The sequence below is a fragment of the uncultured Subdoligranulum sp. genome (assembly GCF_937890665.1).
Map to the genome: position 1 here is coordinate 1 of NZ_CALADU010000314.1, position 16,687 is coordinate 16,687.

A 16,687-nucleotide genomic window follows, 5' to 3' on the forward strand; every position below is an offset into this window, starting at 1 on the left:
GGGTTGGCGTCATCCACCATCATGTAGATCAGGTCGAAGACCTTCAAAGAGGACATCAAACGCATGATCATGACGACGAACAGCGTGGGCGAAACCATGGGCAGCGTGATGGAGAAGAACTGCTTAACCTTGGAAGCGCCGTCCAGATCGGCAGCCTCGTACAGGGTGGCCGACACGTTCTGCAAGCCGGCCAGCAGCAGCACAGCGTCATAGCCGATGTTCGACCAGATCTGCACCACGGCACAGGTGAAAAGTACAAACCGGGAATCGGTCAACCAACCGATGTTGGTTCCCAGCAACGTATTGATAATACCATATTGGGAGTTAAAAATCCACTTCCAAACCATGGCGACGGCGGCAGGGGCCACGACCATGGGCAGGAAGAAGATGGCGCGGAAGGTGGTGCGGCCGCGGATCTTGCTGTTCAGCAGCACGGCCACCAGCAGGGCCAAAAAGATGCCTACCGGCACCGTCAGGATGCAGAACAGGATGGTGTTCCACGTGGCTTTCCAGAACTCCACATTCTGGAACATCTCCACATAGTTGTCGATGCCCTCAAACTCGAACATGCCGAAGGGCAGCGACTTGGAAAAGCTCATGTAAATGGCCTGAATAAAGGGCCAGATGTTCAAAACCAGCAAGCCGATGATGGTAGGCGCCACCATGATGAGGCCCCACTTAGCACCGTCGCGGGCAAGCTTTGACGTATTTTGCATTACGCATCCTCCTCCGGGTAATACTCGGCGCTGGCCTCATCCACGATATCCTGCATGGTCTGCAGGCCGGTGTCCAGATCCAACTGACCGGTGTAGATCTTCAGCAGCGTGTCGCTGACCGGCGTTTTCCACTCGGGGCGCGCCGCGTTGTTGACGCTCTGCACGCAGTAGTCAAACATATCGATGAAGGGCTGTACATTGATGGGGTATTCATCAAAGACGCCGACCCAAGTTTCTTCCAGACCTTCGTAGGCAGGGATGGCAGCGCCGCTCTCGCCCTGAATGCGCTGGCCTTCCTCGCTGCCGAAGAACTTCAGCACATCTTTGACGATGTCCATATGCTTGTTGGTGGCGCTGGTGGCGTAGCTCAGGCCGTTGGAAATGGAAGCGCGGCCATCACCGCTGATAGGATTGGGGCACTTGGGCAGCACGGCCACGTCCCACTTGCCTACCATTTCGGGGTAGTTTTTCAGCTCGCTCAGGATGTTCCAGTCACCCTCGAAGAACATGGCGCCCTTCTCAGAGAAGAAGGCCGTGCCGGGGGCGGTTTCAGCAAAATAGTTCTGGTCAGGGCACCATTCGTTCTTTTGCAGATTGATGTAGAACTCCATGCCCATCTTGGTAGCGGGGTCGGTGAAGTTGCCGCGGGTCTTATCCTCGGTCAGGATGCTGCCGCCTGCCTGATACACAAAGTTCCAGTAACCCAACTGGTCATCGCCGTAGGCCATGTAGCCGTACTTGCCGGTGGCGTCGTAAATCTTCTGCGACGCTTCGCACAGATCATCCCAGGTCCAGGTCTCGTCGGGGTAGGCTACACCGGCCGCGTCAAACATTTCCTTGTTGTACACAAGGCCAACGGTGTCCTTGTCCTTCGGCACAGCGTACAGCGTGCCGTCCGAACCGCTGGCGTTGGCCAGCGAAATGTCCGAGAAATGCTCGGTATCCACAATATCGGAGCAGTCCGCCAGCTTGCCATAGTCGGCATACTTCAGGATCTCGTTGGTATGCATCCAGAAGATGTCGGGCATCTGGTTGGAGATGGCCGCGGCTTCCAGCTTGGTCCAATACTCATCCCAGCTGGTGACCTGCACTTCAATGTGGACGTTGGGATGCTGCGCGGTATAGGCATCGCACATCGCCTGCATGCCGTCGCGCTGCGCAACGTCCCAGATTTGGAACGTCAGGTTCACGGTGCCGTCGGCGCTGTCCGATCCGCATCCGGTCAGGCCTGTGGCTAGACCAGCCGTCAGGCACGTCGCCATCAACCCGGCAACCAACTTCCGTTTGATGTTCATAAGATGTCTTCCTCCTGTTGATCTTTTGCAGTGGTTCGCTGCCTGTCCGGCCGGTGCGGCAGTAGGGGAAAAAGGGAATTCGCCAATTTGATGAAAATTCAATGAAAATTTTGTGCAATGTGCACTATGCACAAAATGTTTCCCGAATTTGCAGCTTTATTATACAATTTGTGCTAGAGAGCGTGAATATCTTGTTTCTACTTTTTATATCTCAATTTATAGGATTTCTATGTTTTTTATTGAAGTATAGACGCATTATGGTATATAATAGAAAAAACGCGGCAGGGGGAAAATCGTATGCCCTATCAAAAAGATGTACATACCGAAAACAAGCTCAAATTCCATGTGTTTCAGGACGAGCGGTTTGTGGATCTGACGCTCTATCAGTACGGATGGGAGCGCACCGAACCGCTGCATTCCTATGGCCCCCACAAGCGGGACCATTATCTGTTCCACTATGTGGTTCGGGGGCGGGGGACGCTGTATGCCAATGAGCAGGTGTACCAGATCGACGGCGGACACGGCTTTTTGATTCTGCCGGACCAGACCACCACCTATGTGGCCGACGAGGCCGACCCGTGGGAATATATCTGGATCGAGTTTGACGGCCTGCGGGTCAGTGAGAGTCTGAGTCTGGCGGGGTTCACCTCCAAACAGCCGGTCTACACCCCCCAAAGCCGGGAGGCGGGCCGCCAACTGCAGGACCAGATGATGTACATTGTCAACCATCCCGATGACAGCCCGGTGCGGCAAATCGGGCAGGGCTTTTTGTTCTTGGACCAGTTGGTGCAGTCCTCGGCGGCCCGGCGGATGCCCAGCCAGCGCCGGCTGCGGGATTTCTATATGAAGGAAGCCCTCTCGTTCATCGAGAAAAACTACCAGCGGGACATCTCCATCGAGGAGATCGCGGCCTTCTGCGGGTTGAACCGCAGCTACTTCGGCAAGGTGTTCCGGGATTCCATGGGGGAAAGCCCGCAGGCCTTTCTGCTGCACTACCGTATGGCCCGGGCCGCCCAGATGCTGAAAGAAACCTCCCTGCCCATTGGCACCATCAGCACGATGATCAGTTATGCCAACCAACTGCATTTTTCCCGGGCGTTCAAGTCGGTGTTCGGCGTGGCGCCCCGCACCTACCGGCAAACCCACTTTATCCAGCGGGAGGAGAAGGACCCCACCGCTGGCATTTGACAGCAAAAGGATTTTCGTTTATGCTAAACGGCAGGGAGGGACCGCCGATGGAATTTGCCGAATATTTTCCCGTATGGGACAAACTGACCCCGGCCCAGCAGCAGGCACTGGCGGAGAACGCCATGCTGCGCACCGTGCCCAAGGGCACCGTGGTGCACAACGGCTCTGCGGACTGCATCGGATTTCTGTTGATGCACACCGGGCAGCTACGGGTCTATATCCTGTCCGATGAAGGGCGGGAGGTCACCCTGTACCGGTTGTTCCCCCGGGACTTCTGCCTGCTCTCCGCCTCCTGCATTTTGCGGGGACTGCAATATGATGTGACCATCGAGGCCGAGAAGGACACCCAGTTCTGGCAGATCCCCGCCCAGCGCTACAAACAGCTGATGGAGGAGTCCGCCCCGGTGGCCAACTATACCAACGAGGTCATGGCGGCGCGGTTCTCCGACGTGATGTGGCTCATCGAGCAGATTTTGTGGAAGAGCTTGGATAAGCGGCTGGCGGGCTTTTTGGTGGAGGAGAGCGCACTGGAAAACGGCACCCTCCTCAAGATCACCCACGAGACCATCGGGCGGCATCTGGGCTCCCCCCGGGAGGTCGTCACCCGGATGCTGCGGTATTTTCAGGACGAGGGGCTGGTCAAACTGTCCCGGGGCAGCGTGGAACTGCTGGATGTGGACCGGCTGCGCGCGGTGGCCGAGGGCTAATGCTCATACAACAAAAAACGCGTTCGAGTCGCCGGAGTACGGCACGCGAACGCGTTCTTTTTTGGGGATTGTGAGGTGGGGAAGAGGTCCGGTTATTTGTCCATGCCGCAGGCATAGGCTTGGCGGCTCTGGCAGCGGTCGGTGGTCACCGCCTCATAGAAGCGGTAGCCCCCGGCAAAGTTGTAGCAGTGGAAACCGTGCTGGCTCAGGATGCGGCAGGCAACATAGCTGCGCAGACCGCTCTGGCACATCACATAGACGGGCTTGGCGGGGTCCAGTTCGCCTAGCCGCTCCCGCAATTCGTCCAGTGGCAGGTTGATAAAGCCGTCGGCATGGCCCCGGCGGTACTCTTCCGGAGTGCGGGTGTCCAGCAGGGTGACGCTGCCATCCCGGGGCAGGGCGGCCAAGTCATCCAGCCGGAACTGCTGGACCTTGCCGGTGAGCAGATTCTTGATCATATACCCCGCCATGTTCACCGGGTCTTTGGCCGAAGAGTAGGGCGGCGCATAGGCAAGATCCAATTCGGTCAGGTCAGCGGCCGTCATCCCGGCCCGTAAGGCGGTGGCCAGCACATCGATGCGCTTGTCCACCCCGTCCCCGCCGAGGATCTGCCCGCCCAGCAGACGACCGGTGCCCCGCTCATAGACCACCTTCATGGTCATGACCTGACCGCCCGGATAGTACCCGGCGTGGTTCATGGGGGAGAGCACCACCGCGTCGGCGTCCAGTCCTGCCCGGCGGGCAGCGGTTTCGTTCAGGCCGGTGGCGGCGGCGGTCAGGCTGAAAATCTTCAGCACCGAGCTGCCCTGCGACCCCTTGTACCGGCTGTCGCCGCCTGCGATGTTGTCTGCCGCGATGCGCCCCTGCTTGTTGGCGGGGCCGGCCAGCGCAATGAGGGCGGGCTGGCCGCTGACGAAGTGGGTCACCTGTACGGCATCACCCACGGCGTAGATGTCCGGGTCGGAGGTCTGCATCCGGTCATTGACCACAATGCTGCCTTTCAGCCCCAATTCCAGCCCGGCGTCGGCGGCTAGCCGGCTGTCCGGCGTTACGCCGATGGCCAAAATCACCATGTCGGCTTGCAGCGGGGCCTCGTCTTTCAAAAGGACCTGTACGCCGCCGTTTGCCTCGGCAAAGCCTTCCACCGTATGGCCCAGCGCCAGCCGTACACCGTGGGCGCGGACTTCCCGGTGGATCAGTGCCGCCATGTCGGCGTCAAAGGGGTTCATCAACTGGGTGGGCCGTTGGACGATGGTCACGTCCAGCCCTTTCTCCCGCAGATTCTCGGCCAGCTCCAAGCCGATGAATCCACCGCCCGCCAACACCACCGAGCGGGGATGTTGCTCCGCCACAAAACGGTGGATGCGCAGGGTATCCTCCACGGTGCGCAGGGTGAACAGCCGGTCCAGCCCCACGCCGGGCAGCGCCGGCTGGGTGGGCTTGGCCCCGGGGGAGAGCAGCAGCTTGTCGTAGGCTTCGGCAAAGACCTCGCCGGTCTCCAGATTGCGCACCGTCACCGTTTTGGCGGCGCGGTCAATGGCGGTGACCTCGTGGTGCACCTTCATCTGGACCCGGAACCGTTCATAGAAACTTTCCGGCGTTTGCAGTGTCAGGTCGGCTTCGTCTTCGATCACGCCGCCGATATAATAGGGCAGGCCGCAGTTGGCATAGGAGATAAACCCTGACCGCTCAAAGACGACGATCTCGGCTGTTTCGTCCAACCGGCGCAGCCGGGCTGCTGCGGTGGCGCCGCCTGCCACACCGCCTACGATGACCACTTTCATCTTATCGTTCCACCTTTCCGTGATAGTGCATAATGCCGCCGATGTTGGTCACATGGGTGTAGCCCATCCGCTGCAAAAGGCCGGTGGCCTGCCCGCTCCGGGCACCGCTGTGACAGTAAACAAAGAGGGGCGTGTCCTTGGCCGGGGCCACCGCGGCAATATCTTGCAGGGTTTGCAGCGGCAGGTTCTGGGCCCCGGGAATATGCCCCTCGGCATATTCTTCCGGGGTGCGCACGTCCAGCAGCAGGGCCCCGGGGGTCTGGCGGTACTGGGTCAGGCCGCTGTCCATGTTCGGCCCCCGCAGAAAATCCAGAAATCCCATGGATCAGCCCTCCTGTACCAAGGCCAGAATCTGGCTCTTGGGGCGGGCGCCCACCACCCGCTGGGTGATCTGGCCATTCTTCACCACCATCAGGGTGGGAATGCTCATGATCTGGAACTGGGCGGCCAGCTCAGGCTGGGCGTCCACGTCGATCTTGCCTACCTTGATCTCGGGGTGCTCGGCGGCGATCTCCTCCACCAGCGGACCTACCATCCGGCAGGGGCCGCACCAGGTAGCCCAGAAATCCAGCAGAACGGGACGGTCGGCGTTCAGGACCTCGGCGTTGAAATTTTCTTTCGTGATATGCAATACAGACATCGTGTTGTCCTCCTTATGGTTTTGTTGTGGCTTTAGTATACACGGTTTGGCACCCCTTTTCTGTGATGAGGTCACCAAAGGATTTCCCCTTGACGGAAACCACCCCACCGTACTATAATAGTACGGTTAAGAAGTGCCCGGGTGTGGCGAAGCTTGGTATCGCGCCTGGTTTGGGACCAGGAGATTTCGCAGGTTCGAATCCTGTCACCCGGACTTGTCTAACAGCCGCATAGCAGTCAGAACGCTGCTGTGCGGCTTTTTTGCTGCAAAAATTCGGCGCCGAAAGGAAAAAGCGTCGAATTTTGGTACAACTCCGATACAAAGCCGTGTCATACTGGAGCCAGTGACCATCTAAGTTAGGAGGAATCCCATGAAACGAATCCTTTTGCCGCTGTTGACGGCAGCCTTCTGTCTGACAGCCTGTGCCCCGGCAGCCCCGGCGTCCGCGTCCGAACTTTCCGCCACGGCGGAAACCACGGCCACCGCCGAAAGCGCCCCCCAAACGCAGGTGGATACCTTCTCGGTGGCAGGCACCCTGCGGGAGGTGGAGGATGCCGCCTTGCAGGAGAATGTCCTTTATACCCTGCAGTTCGGCGATACCCCCGAGGACACCACCTTTGTTAAGGTGGATTTACAGGCGGCACAGCAGACACCCCTCTGCAAGCTGGAGGACTGGGGCGCCTCCTACGTGGGGTGGCTGGTGAAAGGGGACACCTTCTATTATATGATCTATGACGAGGATGGCAATGCCCTTCTGCATGGCCGCTCCCTGACGGACGGCAGCGAAACGGTCTGGACGCTGGCCGTTGACCGGCAATATCCTGCTTATCTGGACGACCAGTACCTCTATTTCACCCGGGCGGATTACACCGCCGGGATGAAGCGGGTGGACCTGACCACCGGCGTGCTGGAGGATCTGCCCCTGCCGGCCCAGACCACACAATTTATGGATGTGGACGGAAGCCGGTTTTTGATCGCCCGGCTGCTGACTCCGGTGCCGATGAATGTTTCCCCCGAGGAGACCGAGCAGTATGACGCCCTGATGCAGAATACCGAGATCGAATACTGCTGGTGGGACCCTGCCACCGGCGCGTTGGAAAAGGTGCTGCGGGAACCCTACTACGGGGAAGAGGACGCGCAGGGCAACCGGATCGACCGCCTCTATCTGGGCAAAGCGGAGGGAAAACTCTACTTCTACCGAGTGGCCTCTCTGGAAACGGGGCTGGAGAACGGCCGGGTGGAGCGCTGCGGGATGGATGGCAGTGGGGTGGAGACAGTCTTTGCGCTGGTCGACGAAAGAGGGGCACCCTCGGTGCTGAAGCAGGCGGGGGAGATCCGTTGGTTTTGGCAGTCCACCCCAAACGGCCTGATGGTGTACCTGCCGGCCACCGGTCAGCAACAGGAACTCACCATGCAGGGGGAAAATCACGTTCCTTGGCCGGACCGCGGTCTGCCGGACGGTAAGGTGCTGTCGTCCCAGCAGGAGGATGGCAGCTATCTGGTGATGTCGGAGGAGGACTATCTGGCCGGAAACTTCACCGGTACCACGATCCCTGCCCTGTAAGGGGAGAAGAAACAAAAGAAAATGCCATCGAAAGGCCGGAAAAGCGGCCTTTCCCCTGACAATACAAAAGGAGGATACGGATGAAAAAAGCAATCGGAATGTTGTTGGCGCTGGCCTTTTGCCTGACGGCCTGCGCCCCGGCCACCGCGCCGGAATCCGCCGCTGCGGATACTGCCGACACCGCCCAACAAGAGGCGTCCGCCCCGGCGGCGGCTGCCGGGGCGCTCCCGGCGGGGGCTTTGCGGAGCAGCGGTACTCTGGGAGATACCGGGGAAGCCCGGTATACGGTGGCCAGCTCGCTGCAGGACTTCACTCCCGGTACGGCCTATGAGTTGCAGGTCCTACGGCTGGACTATGCCACCGCCCGGCAGGACTGCATCTACACGGTGGAAATGACGGTGGGGGAGGATGGCTTGACGCAGAGCAGCTCGCTGCTGGTGGGGAACGATGCGGTCTACCTCTTTGTGGGGACGACGATGTACAAGATCCCGCTGGAAGGCGGAGAGGCCGAGACGATGACGATTCAGCAGGAGATCTACCCCGCCGCAGCGGACGATACCAGCGTCTACTATTTTGTCTTTGACGAGCACAACCAGTATTCCGGCCTGCGGATGGACCTGACCACCGGCCAATGCACCGAACTGCAACTGCCCCCACAGACCTGGGACATCTGGGCGGTGGGGGAATCCCGCTTTCTTCTCTGCCACCTGCTGACCGATACGCCGCTGCCCGGCCCGCAGGAGGGGGATGCCTACAATGCGGCGCTGCAGAACGCTACCTGCGAGTATGACTGGTACGACCCTGCCACCGGGGCGCTGGAAAAGATGATGACTGAACCCTACTATGGCGCCGAGCAGCCTGACGGCAGCAGCCGGCAGCACAGATTTTTGGGGGCCGGCTGCGGTCGGATCTACTTCAACTGGTACGGTCAGGTGGATGGGCAGATCGCGGACGCCGGGGTGGAGTCCTGTGACATGACCGGAGGGGACTGGCAGCCCTTGACCGCCATCCCGGAGGGGGTGGACGGCGGTGAGATGGGGATGCAGAATGGCAGCCTGCGCTGGATCGGCAGCTACCTTGCCACCAACGACTGCCTGATCTACGACGTGACCACCGGCAAGACGTGGGAGAACGTCCCCATTGACAACAACTGGCCGGTCGCCTTTACCGGGGATGGCCGTCTGCTGGTGGACAACAGCATCACCGAGGAGTCGGGCGAGTTCCACGAGGCCTACGGGCTGGTGGATCTGGAGGACTACCTCAACGGCACCGGCGAAGTCACCCCGGTGACCCTTTACAACAGCGCAGCGTAAAACGCCAATACAAACACCCCCGGCCCTAGGGCCGGGGGTGCTGTTGTAGTACGAGCGTATCGTTATAAATCCATCGTCATCGGTGGACATGTGCCGACGATGACGATACCGTGAGAGGGAAAAACACATTCGAGTCGCCGCGTGTGGCATGAGAATGTGCGTTCCCCGACGGTGGGAATCCAAAGGAGCTGCAAAGTCGTGCGCCGCCTGCGGCGGATGCAGCACGACGGAGCAGGGGCCGCGGTCGCAGAGGGAAAGTCCCGTCCAAGGGACGCCGACCGATGCGGGAACCGCAACCCGGTCGTGCAGGAAACGCGGCGCAGCCGCTGAATCCGAAGCTCCCCTTTGATTGGTATTAACCCTTGTTCTTCTTGCTGGCGGCCTTCATGCGCAGGTCATGGTCGAGGATCCGCTTGCGGATGCGCAGATTCTCGGGGGTGACTTCCAGCAGTTCATCGGGGGCCAAGAACTCCAGGCAACCCTCCAGACTGAACTTGCTCACCGGCACCAGACGCAGGGCGTCGTCGCTGCCCGAAGCACGGGTGTTGGTCAGATGCTTGGTCTTGCAGACGTTGACGGTAATGTCCTCGCCCGTGGGGGTGTAGCCCACGACCTGACCGGCATAGACCTTCTCACCGGCGTTGACCAGCAAGGTGCCGCGCTGCTGGGCGTTGAACAACCCGTAGGTCACGGCGTCACCGGTCTCGAAGCTGATCAAAGAACCGGTGGACCGGGTCTGGATGTCACCGCACCACTCTTCATAGCCGTCGAAGATGGTGTTCATGATGCCCTCGCCGTGGGTATCGGTGAGGAACTGGCTGCGGTAACCGAACAGGCCCCGGCTGGGCATACGGAACTCCAGACGGGAACGGCTGTTCATCATCTGCATGTTCATCAAAATGCCTTTGCGCGCGCCCAGCGCGGTCATAACGTTGCCCTGATACATTTCGGGCACGTCGATGACCACCCGCTCCATGGGCTCCATCGTCTTGCCGTTTTCCTCGTGGGTCAGAACGTGCGGGGGAGAAACCTGCAGTTCGTAGCCTTCCCGGCGCATCGTTTCAATCAGAATGGACAGGTGCATTTCACCGCGGCCCATGACCCGGAAGGAATCGGTGGTGGCGGAATCTTCCACCTTCAAAGCCACGTCCTTCAGCAGTTCCCGCATCAGGCGGTCACGGATCTGGCGGGAGGTGACGTACTTGCCTTCTTTACCGGCAAAGGGAGAGTCGTTGACCGAGAAGGTCATCTCCACCGTGGGATCGTTGATCTTCACAAAGGGCAGGGGCTGCACCTTGCTGGGGTCGCACAGCGTGTTGCCGATGGAAATATCGGGCAGACCTGCAAAAGCCACGATGTCGCCGGCAGAAGCCTGCTCGATGGGCTCACGGCCGTTGGCCTTAAAGTCGAACAGCTTGGTGACGCGGCCCGTCATATGCACGTCGGGGTTGTGCCAGTCGCAGACCTGCACGGCAGAACCCACTTTGATCACGCCGTTCTGCACACGGCCCACGCCCATGCGGCCCACAAACTCGTTGTAGTCCACGCTGGACACCAGCATCTGCAGCGGCTCGTCGGGCTCGCCCTCCGGCGGCTGGACGTATTTCAGAATCGTATCGAACAGCGGCTTCAGGTCGGTGCCGTTCTCGGGGTGTACCCAGTCATAGCTGGCGGTGCCGTTGCGGCCAGAGCAGAACACCATGGGGCTGTCCAACTGCTCGTCGGTGGCGCCCAGATCCATCAACAGTTCCAGAATCTCGTCGATGACTTCCTTGATGCGGGCGTCGGGACGGTCAACCTTGTTGACGGCGATGACCAGCGACAGGTTCTGCTGCAGGGCTTTCTGCAAAACGAAGCGGGTCTGGGGCATGCAGCCCTCGGCGGCGTCTACCAGCAGCAGCACGCCGTTCACCATCTTCAGCACGCGCTCCACCTCGCCGCCGAAGTCGGCGTGGCCCGGGGTGTCTACAATGTTGATCTTGACGCCCTCATACACACAAGAGCAGTTCTTGGCCAAAATCGTGATGCCGCGCTCACGCTCAATGTCGCCGGAGTCCATCACACGCTCGGCCACCTGCTGGTTGGCGCGGAAGGCACCAGACTGCTTAAGCATCTGGTCCACCAGCGTCGTCTTGCCGTGGTCAACGTGGGCAATGATGGCGACGTTGCGTAAATTTTCCTGAATCATATCCGTTCCCTCTCTATTTGAACTTGCGTTGCCAAGGGGCATGACCCCAATATCCACATACAGTATCTATTTTACGCTGTACTGCGGTTATTGTCAAGAATCGCAAACCGCAAAAAAGTGTGGTATAATAGAAAATGTAATAGAGCGTAGAGAAAGAACTTTTGGTGAATTTGCGGGCTGTGAGGGAAGGACCCGCGGTTGAGCTCCAAGAAGAGAGGAAAGGTTATATGTCAATCGAAAATGTGCGCCATATCAATATCATCGGCCACCAAAATCCCGACACAGACTCCATCTGTTCGGCGTTGTCCTATGCGTGGCTGAAAAACCGTGGCAGCCTGACCGGTAAATATGAGGCCCGCCGCGCCGGACATGTCAACCGGGAAACCCGGTTCGTACTCCAGCATTTCGGCATCGAGGCGCCGCGCCTCTGCACCGATGTCAGCCCCCAGATCAAGGACATCGACATCCGCAAACAGGCGGGCATCAACGCCGAGATGAGCGTCCGTGCGGCCTGGAACCTGATGCGGGATGTGGAGATCGACACGCTGTGCATCACCGATGCCAACGATGAATTGCAGGGTCTGATCACCATTAAGGACATTGCCGACGCCAACATGGACCTGTTCGACACCGGTGTGCTGGCGGCAGCTAACACCAGCTACCACAACCTGCTGGAAACGCTGGAAGCGGAGCTGGTGGTGGGCAATGCGGACGCCCGCATCACCGAGGGCAATATCTGCATCGGCACCAGCCCCGAGATCATGGAGGAACTGGTCAAGCCCGGGGACTTGGTGCTGGTGTCCAACCGGTACGAAACCCAGATGTGCGCCATTGACTGCGGCGCCGCGGCTATCATCGTCTGCTGCGGTTCGGCGGTGCCCCGTACCATCGTGTCCCGCGCGCAGGAGAAGGGCTGCGCCGTGCTGGCCACCCCCTACGATACCTACGCAGCCGGGCGGCTGATCACCACCGCCGCGCCGGTGCGGCACTTTATGCGCACCCATGATTTGATGAAGTTCAGCGTCAACACCCCCATCGAGGACGCCCGCAAGATCATGGCCAGCGTGCGGCACCGGTATTTCCCCATTTTGGACGAAAACGGCAAGTACTGCGGTGTAGTCAGCCGCCGGAACCTGTTGAATCTGCACCGCAAAAAGGTCATTTTGGTGGACCATAACGAGCGCACGCAGGCGGTGGACGGTCTGGAGCAGGCCGAAATTCTGGAAATCATCGACCATCACCGCATCGGCACGCTGGAAACCAGCGGCCCGGTGTATTTCCGCAATGTGCCGGTGGGCTGCACGGCCACTATCCTCTACCAGATGTATCAGGAGCAGGAGGTGACCCCCTCCAAGCAGATTGCAGGGCTGCTGCTGTCGGCCATCCTGTCCGACACGCTGATGTTCCGTTCCCCCACCTCCACCCCGCAGGATGAAGCCACCGCCAAGGAACTGGCCGCGCTGGCAGGGGAGGACATCCCCACCTACGCCGAGCAGATGTTTGAGGCGGGCGCCGACCTGACGGGCCGCGACGCCGAGGACGTGTTCCGTTCGGACTTTAAGGCGTTCAGCCGGGGCGATGCCAAGTTTGGCGTGGGCCAGTCCATCTATATGACCGACAAATCCCGTGCGGCGGCCGAAGCGCTGGTAGGGCCTTTCCTGCCCGAAGCGGGCCGTCGGGAAGGTCTGCCCATGATCTTCTATATGTTCACCGACATGAAGACCCAGAGCACCGACCTGATGTACTGGGGGCAGGGCACCGAAGAAATTGTCCGGGATGCCTTTGGTGTGGAGCCCAAGGAGGGCGTCGCCGTACTGCCCGGGGTGGTCAGCCGCAAAAAGCAGTTGATCCCGCCGCTGCTGGCGGCTTTGCAGGCCCGGCAGGGGTAAAATGCGAAGAATATAGGGGGATAGAAAATGACAGATTCTCTTTTGGGACATGTTTTGAAAAAACTTTTATGATTCTGCGCCAGAGGGATACAAAGTAGCTAGCATTCATGTTTTTTCAATTTATTATGCGGACTTGATTACCAATGGAAATAAGCAGGTAAAAGAGATTATTAAATACTCAGGACTTCCAGAATCCTATCATACCGAGGTTTCTAAAGGCGTAAAATTGTCTAAATATGTCTTGCTAACCGACGATGTTGCAAAGAAAATCCAGACAATAGAAGAAAAACTGTCCTGTTGAATTCTGGAAGGCATTCCATTGTGAATGTCCTCGGTGCTTTCCTCCTGACAAGTAAAATTTTATTTTTGCAAAAAGCACGCTTGCACGATAAAAATACCGTGGCAAGCGTGTTTTTTTTGTTGGAAAATGAACTTTGTTCACAGATTGTTTGTTTGACACAAAGTAACGAAATCGGTATAATAGGCAGTATACGAACTGTACAAAAAAGAAGTGTGAAATGGGAAAAAAATCAAACGATCCGTCATAGACGGCGGAAAAAGGGAGGGTTCTTTTATGAGCGATTACGCAGCCATTGAAAAGGAAGCACGCATCTTTACCGAAGAATGCGTCACCAACAACCGTGTGGACCCGGCATTGTTTGCCCAGTACCACATCAAGCGCGGTTTGCGGGACCAAGACGGTAAAGGCGTGCTGGCGGGCATTACCAACATTTCCCGCATCGATGCCTTTGAGCAGCGGGACGGCAAACAAGTCCCCTGTGACGGTAAGCTGTGGTACCGCGGCTACAACGTCTATGACTTGATCCGCGGCCTGCGGGGCAAGCGCTATGCCTTCGAGGAAGCCGCCTACCTGCTGCTTTTGGGGGACCTGCCCAACGAGCAGCAGTTGGAATCCTTCAAAGACTGTTTGGCCAAGTGCCGGGACCTGCCCACCAACTTTGTGCGGGACGTCATCATGAAGGCACCCAGCAAAGACCTGATGAACTCGCTGACCCGCAGCGTGCTGACGCTGGCCAGCTATGACGATGACATCGGCAAGACCGACCTGCAGACCCAGTTGGAACAGTGCATCAAGCTTATCAGTGTATTCCCCATGCTGGCGGTCTACGGCTACCATGCTTACCACTATTATGAGTGCGACGGCAGCATGTACATCCACCGGCCCAAGCCGGAACTTTCCACCGCCGAAAACCTGCTCCAGATGCTGCGCCCCGACCGGCAGTACACCGACTTGGAAGCCCACGTGCTGGATATCGCCCTGCTGCTTCATATGGAGCACGGCGGCGGCAACAACTCCACCTTCACCACCCGCGTCGTCACCTCCTCCGGGTCGGACACCTACTCGGTCATTGCGGCGGCGCTCTCCAGCCTGAAAGGCCCTAAGCACGGCGGCGCCAACATCAAGGTCATGCATATGATGGACGACGTCCGCGCTCATGTGGCCGACCCCACCGACGAGGACGCCATGCGGGATTACCTGCGCAAGATCGTGGACCGGCAGGCCTTCGACCAGAAGGGCCTGATCTACGGCGTGGGTCACGCGGTTTACTCCCTCAGTGACCCCCGTGCCGTGGTGTTCAAAAACTTCGTTCACCAGCTTGCGGACGCCAAGGGCCGGGACCGCGACTTTGAATACTACAACACCATCGAGCGGCTGGCCCCGCAGGTCATCGCCGAAAAGCGGCATATCTACAAGGGCGTTTCTGCCAACGTGGACTTCTACTCCGGCTTTGTCTATGACATGCTGGGCATTCCGGTGGAACTCTACACCCCCATCTTCGCCGTGGCCCGTATCGTGGGCTGGTCGGCCCATCGAATGGAGGAACTGGTCAATATGGACAAGATCATCCGCCCGGCCTACCAGAGCATCATGGTCCCCCGGGAGTATGTACCCCTGCAGGACCGCTGACCTGCTTTCTTGAAAGAAAGCAGGCAAAGAACTTTCCCCTGACCGGGAAAAGGGCGGCGAGAGCACCGCTCATTAGGGGAATTTTTCCGAAAAAACACAACAAAAACAGCCCCGCCGCAAATTTTGCGGCGGGGCTGCTGTTTTGGAATTATTGGTCCATCATCACGTGATGATCGGTGGGGGCGTGCTCGGTCTGGTACTGGAGCGCTGCCGCCACAAAGCCCTTGAAGAGGGGATGGGCCCGGTTGGGACGGCTCTTGAATTCGGGATGGAACTGAACGCCCACATGGAAGGGACGCTCCGTCAGCTCCACGGCTTCCACCAGACGGCCGTCGGGGCTGGTGCCGGCGATGGTCAAGCCCTTCTGCTCAAACTCGGCACGGTAGTCGTTGTTGAATTCGTAGCGATGGCGATGCCGCTCGTCGATCTCCAGCTTGCCGTAGCAGCGGGCCATGGTGGTTTCCGGTGCGATGGTGCAGGGGTACTTGCCCAGACGCATCGTGCCGCCCTTGGGGATGTTGCCCTGCTGGTCGGGCATCAGGTCGATCACGTTGTGGGTACCCTCGGGGGTGAACTCGCTGGAATTGGCGTCGGTATACCCCAGCACGTTGCGGGCGTATTCCATGACCATGATCTGCATGCCCAAGCAGATGCCAAAGTAGGGAATATGCTGCTCCCGGGCATACTGGGCAGCCTGAATCATGCCCTCGATGCCCCGGTCGCCAAAGCCGCCGGGCAGGATGATGCCGTCCACCTCGGACAGTTCCTCGGCGCAGCGATCCTGATCCAACAGCGTTTCGCTGTCCACCCACTTGATGTTGACCTTGCTCTCGGTCTCAAAGCCGGCGTGGTACAAGCTCTCCATAACGCTCAGGTAGGCGTCGTGCAGTTTGACGTATTTGCCAACCAGCGCGATGGTGCAGGTGCGGCTGCGGGTCGCAATGCGGCTGATCAGCTCTTTCCACTCGGTCAGGTCGGTGGGCGGGGTGGTCAGGTGGAGCTGACGGACCACCACGTTGGTCAGACCGGCAGCGTCCAGCATCAGCGGGCACTCGTACAGGCTGGGCATGGTCAGGTTCTCGATGACGCAGTCGGGGCGCACATTGCAGAACATGCTGATCTTGCGCTTGATGTCGTTGCCCACCGGGCCATCGGCGCGCAGCACGATGATGTTGGGGGCGATGCCCATGCCCTGCAGCTCCTTGCAGGAATGCTGGGCGGGCTTGGACTTGTACTCGTCAGAGCCGGAAATGTAAGGCACCAGCACCACATGGATGTAGCAGCAGTTTTCGGGGCCCTGCTCAATGCCGACCTGCCGGATGGCTTCCAAGAAGGGCTGGCTCTCGATGTCGCCGGTGGTGCCGCCGATCTCGGTGATGACCACATCGGCTTCGGTGCTCTTGGCCAGATTGTAGATGTAGCTCTTGATCTCGTTGGTGATATGGGGGATGATCTGCACGGTCTGGCCCAGGT

General features: G+C 59.0%; 13 protein-coding genes and 1 tRNA gene. 7 read left to right on the plus strand and 7 right to left on the minus strand.

Annotated elements, in window-relative coordinates; all coding sequences use genetic code 11:
• A partial coding sequence (locus Q0526_RS17975; protein ID WP_298736706.1) for a sugar ABC transporter permease occupies positions 1-716 on the minus strand: 716 nt, incomplete at its 3' end.
• Positions 716-2,011, minus strand: a complete 1,296-nt coding sequence (locus tag Q0526_RS17980) for a sugar ABC transporter substrate-binding protein (protein WP_366522148.1) — start codon at positions 2,009-2,011, stop codon at positions 716-718. The genes Q0526_RS17980 and Q0526_RS17975, both read right to left, overlap by 1 nt.
• A 297-nt stretch (positions 2,012-2,308) precedes the next feature.
• On the opposite strand from Q0526_RS17980, the gene Q0526_RS17985 reads away from it, so the two are divergent.
• The gene (locus tag Q0526_RS17985) at positions 2,309-3,199 is read left to right on the plus strand and encodes an AraC family transcriptional regulator (protein ID WP_298736708.1); all 891 of its coding nucleotides are present in this window, start codon (positions 2,309-2,311) and stop codon (positions 3,197-3,199) included.
• Between the two features lie 47 nt (positions 3,200-3,246).
• A complete protein-coding gene (locus Q0526_RS17990; RefSeq protein ID WP_298736711.1) occupies positions 3,247-3,906 on the plus strand; it encodes a Crp/Fnr family transcriptional regulator in 660 nt (219 codons plus the stop codon).
• Positions 3,907-3,998: 92 nt separating this feature from the next.
• Here the strand turns inward: Q0526_RS17990 and Q0526_RS17995 are convergent, their stop codons facing one another.
• The 3 genes from Q0526_RS17995 to trxA are packed head-to-tail and all read right to left on the minus strand — an operon-like array spanning position 3,999 to position 6,330.
• Positions 3,999-5,690: an FAD-dependent oxidoreductase gene (locus Q0526_RS17995; RefSeq protein ID WP_298736714.1), complete on the minus strand. Its 1,692-nt coding sequence runs from the start codon at positions 5,688-5,690 to the stop codon at positions 3,999-4,001.
• A 1-nt stretch (position 5,691) separates the two neighbouring features.
• Complete coding sequence (locus Q0526_RS18000; protein WP_298736718.1) at positions 5,692-6,012, minus strand: rhodanese-like domain-containing protein; 321 nt, start codon at positions 6,010-6,012, stop codon at positions 5,692-5,694.
• A 3-nt stretch (positions 6,013-6,015) separates the two neighbouring features.
• Positions 6,016-6,330 (minus strand): thioredoxin, encoded by a 315-nt coding sequence (gene trxA, locus Q0526_RS18005; protein ID WP_298736720.1) that lies wholly within the window; start codon positions 6,328-6,330, stop codon positions 6,016-6,018.
• Positions 6,331-6,467: 137 nt separating this feature from the next.
• Here trxA and Q0526_RS18010 point away from each other — a divergent pair.
• From Q0526_RS18010 to Q0526_RS18020, 3 genes are all read left to right on the plus strand, one after another.
• A tRNA-Pro gene (locus tag Q0526_RS18010) sits at positions 6,468-6,543 on the plus strand.
• A 157-nt stretch (positions 6,544-6,700) separates the two neighbouring features.
• A complete protein-coding gene (locus tag Q0526_RS18015) occupies positions 6,701-7,894 on the plus strand; it encodes a hypothetical protein (RefSeq protein WP_298736723.1) in 1,194 nt (397 codons plus the stop codon).
• An 80-nt stretch (positions 7,895-7,974) separates the two neighbouring features.
• A complete protein-coding gene (locus Q0526_RS18020; protein ID WP_298736725.1) occupies positions 7,975-9,207 on the plus strand; it encodes a hypothetical protein in 1,233 nt (410 codons plus the stop codon).
• A 355-nt stretch (positions 9,208-9,562) separates the two neighbouring features.
• Here Q0526_RS18020 and typA read toward each other — a convergent pair whose 3' ends face one another.
• Entirely contained in the window at positions 9,563-11,395 is a 1,833-nt protein-coding gene (gene typA / locus Q0526_RS18025) for a translational GTPase TypA (RefSeq protein WP_298736727.1), read from the minus strand.
• Positions 11,396-11,622: 227 nt separating this feature from the next.
• Here typA and Q0526_RS18030 point away from each other — a divergent pair, with 227 nt between their 5' ends.
• Both Q0526_RS18030 and Q0526_RS18035 read left to right on the plus strand, forming a co-directional pair.
• Complete coding sequence (locus Q0526_RS18030) at positions 11,623-13,284, plus strand: putative manganese-dependent inorganic diphosphatase (protein WP_298736729.1); 1,662 nt, start codon at positions 11,623-11,625, stop codon at positions 13,282-13,284.
• A 574-nt stretch (positions 13,285-13,858) separates the two neighbouring features.
• A complete protein-coding gene (locus tag Q0526_RS18035) occupies positions 13,859-15,214 on the plus strand; it encodes a citrate/2-methylcitrate synthase (protein WP_298736731.1) in 1,356 nt (451 codons plus the stop codon).
• A gap of 148 nt (positions 15,215-15,362) precedes the next feature.
• Here the strand turns inward: Q0526_RS18035 and Q0526_RS18040 are convergent.
• Positions 15,363-16,687, minus strand: a 1,325-nt coding sequence (locus Q0526_RS18040) for a CTP synthase (protein WP_298736734.1), incomplete at its 5' end; no start/stop codon positions are given.

Bases quoted from the DNA above. Each gene is read 5' to 3' on its own strand.
- Q0526_RS18020 (WP_298736725.1), top strand. From the start codon at position 7,975: ATGAAAAAAGCAATCGGAATGTTGTTGGCGCTGGCCTTTTGCCTGACG.
- typA (WP_298736727.1), bottom strand. From the start codon at position 11,395: ATGATTCAGGAAAATTTACGCAACGTCGCCATCATTGCCCACGTTGAC.
- Q0526_RS18035 (WP_298736731.1), top strand. From the start codon at position 13,859: ATGAGCGATTACGCAGCCATTGAAAAGGAAGCACGCATCTTTACCGAA.
- Q0526_RS17990 (WP_298736711.1), top strand. From the start codon at position 3,247: ATGGAATTTGCCGAATATTTTCCCGTATGGGACAAACTGACCCCGGCC.
- Q0526_RS17995 (WP_298736714.1), bottom strand. From the start codon at position 5,690: ATGAAAGTGGTCATCGTAGGCGGTGTGGCAGGCGGCGCCACCGCAGCA.
- Q0526_RS17985 (WP_298736708.1), top strand. From the start codon at position 2,309: ATGCCCTATCAAAAAGATGTACATACCGAAAACAAGCTCAAATTCCAT.
- Q0526_RS18000 (WP_298736718.1), bottom strand. From the start codon at position 6,012: ATGGGATTTCTGGATTTTCTGCGGGGGCCGAACATGGACAGCGGCCTG.
- trxA (WP_298736720.1), bottom strand. From the start codon at position 6,330: ATGTCTGTATTGCATATCACGAAAGAAAATTTCAACGCCGAGGTCCTG.
- Q0526_RS17980 (WP_366522148.1), bottom strand. From the start codon at position 2,011: ATGAACATCAAACGGAAGTTGGTTGCCGGGTTGATGGCGACGTGCCTG.
- Q0526_RS18015 (WP_298736723.1), top strand. From the start codon at position 6,701: ATGAAACGAATCCTTTTGCCGCTGTTGACGGCAGCCTTCTGTCTGACA.
- Q0526_RS18030 (WP_298736729.1), top strand. From the start codon at position 11,623: ATGTCAATCGAAAATGTGCGCCATATCAATATCATCGGCCACCAAAAT.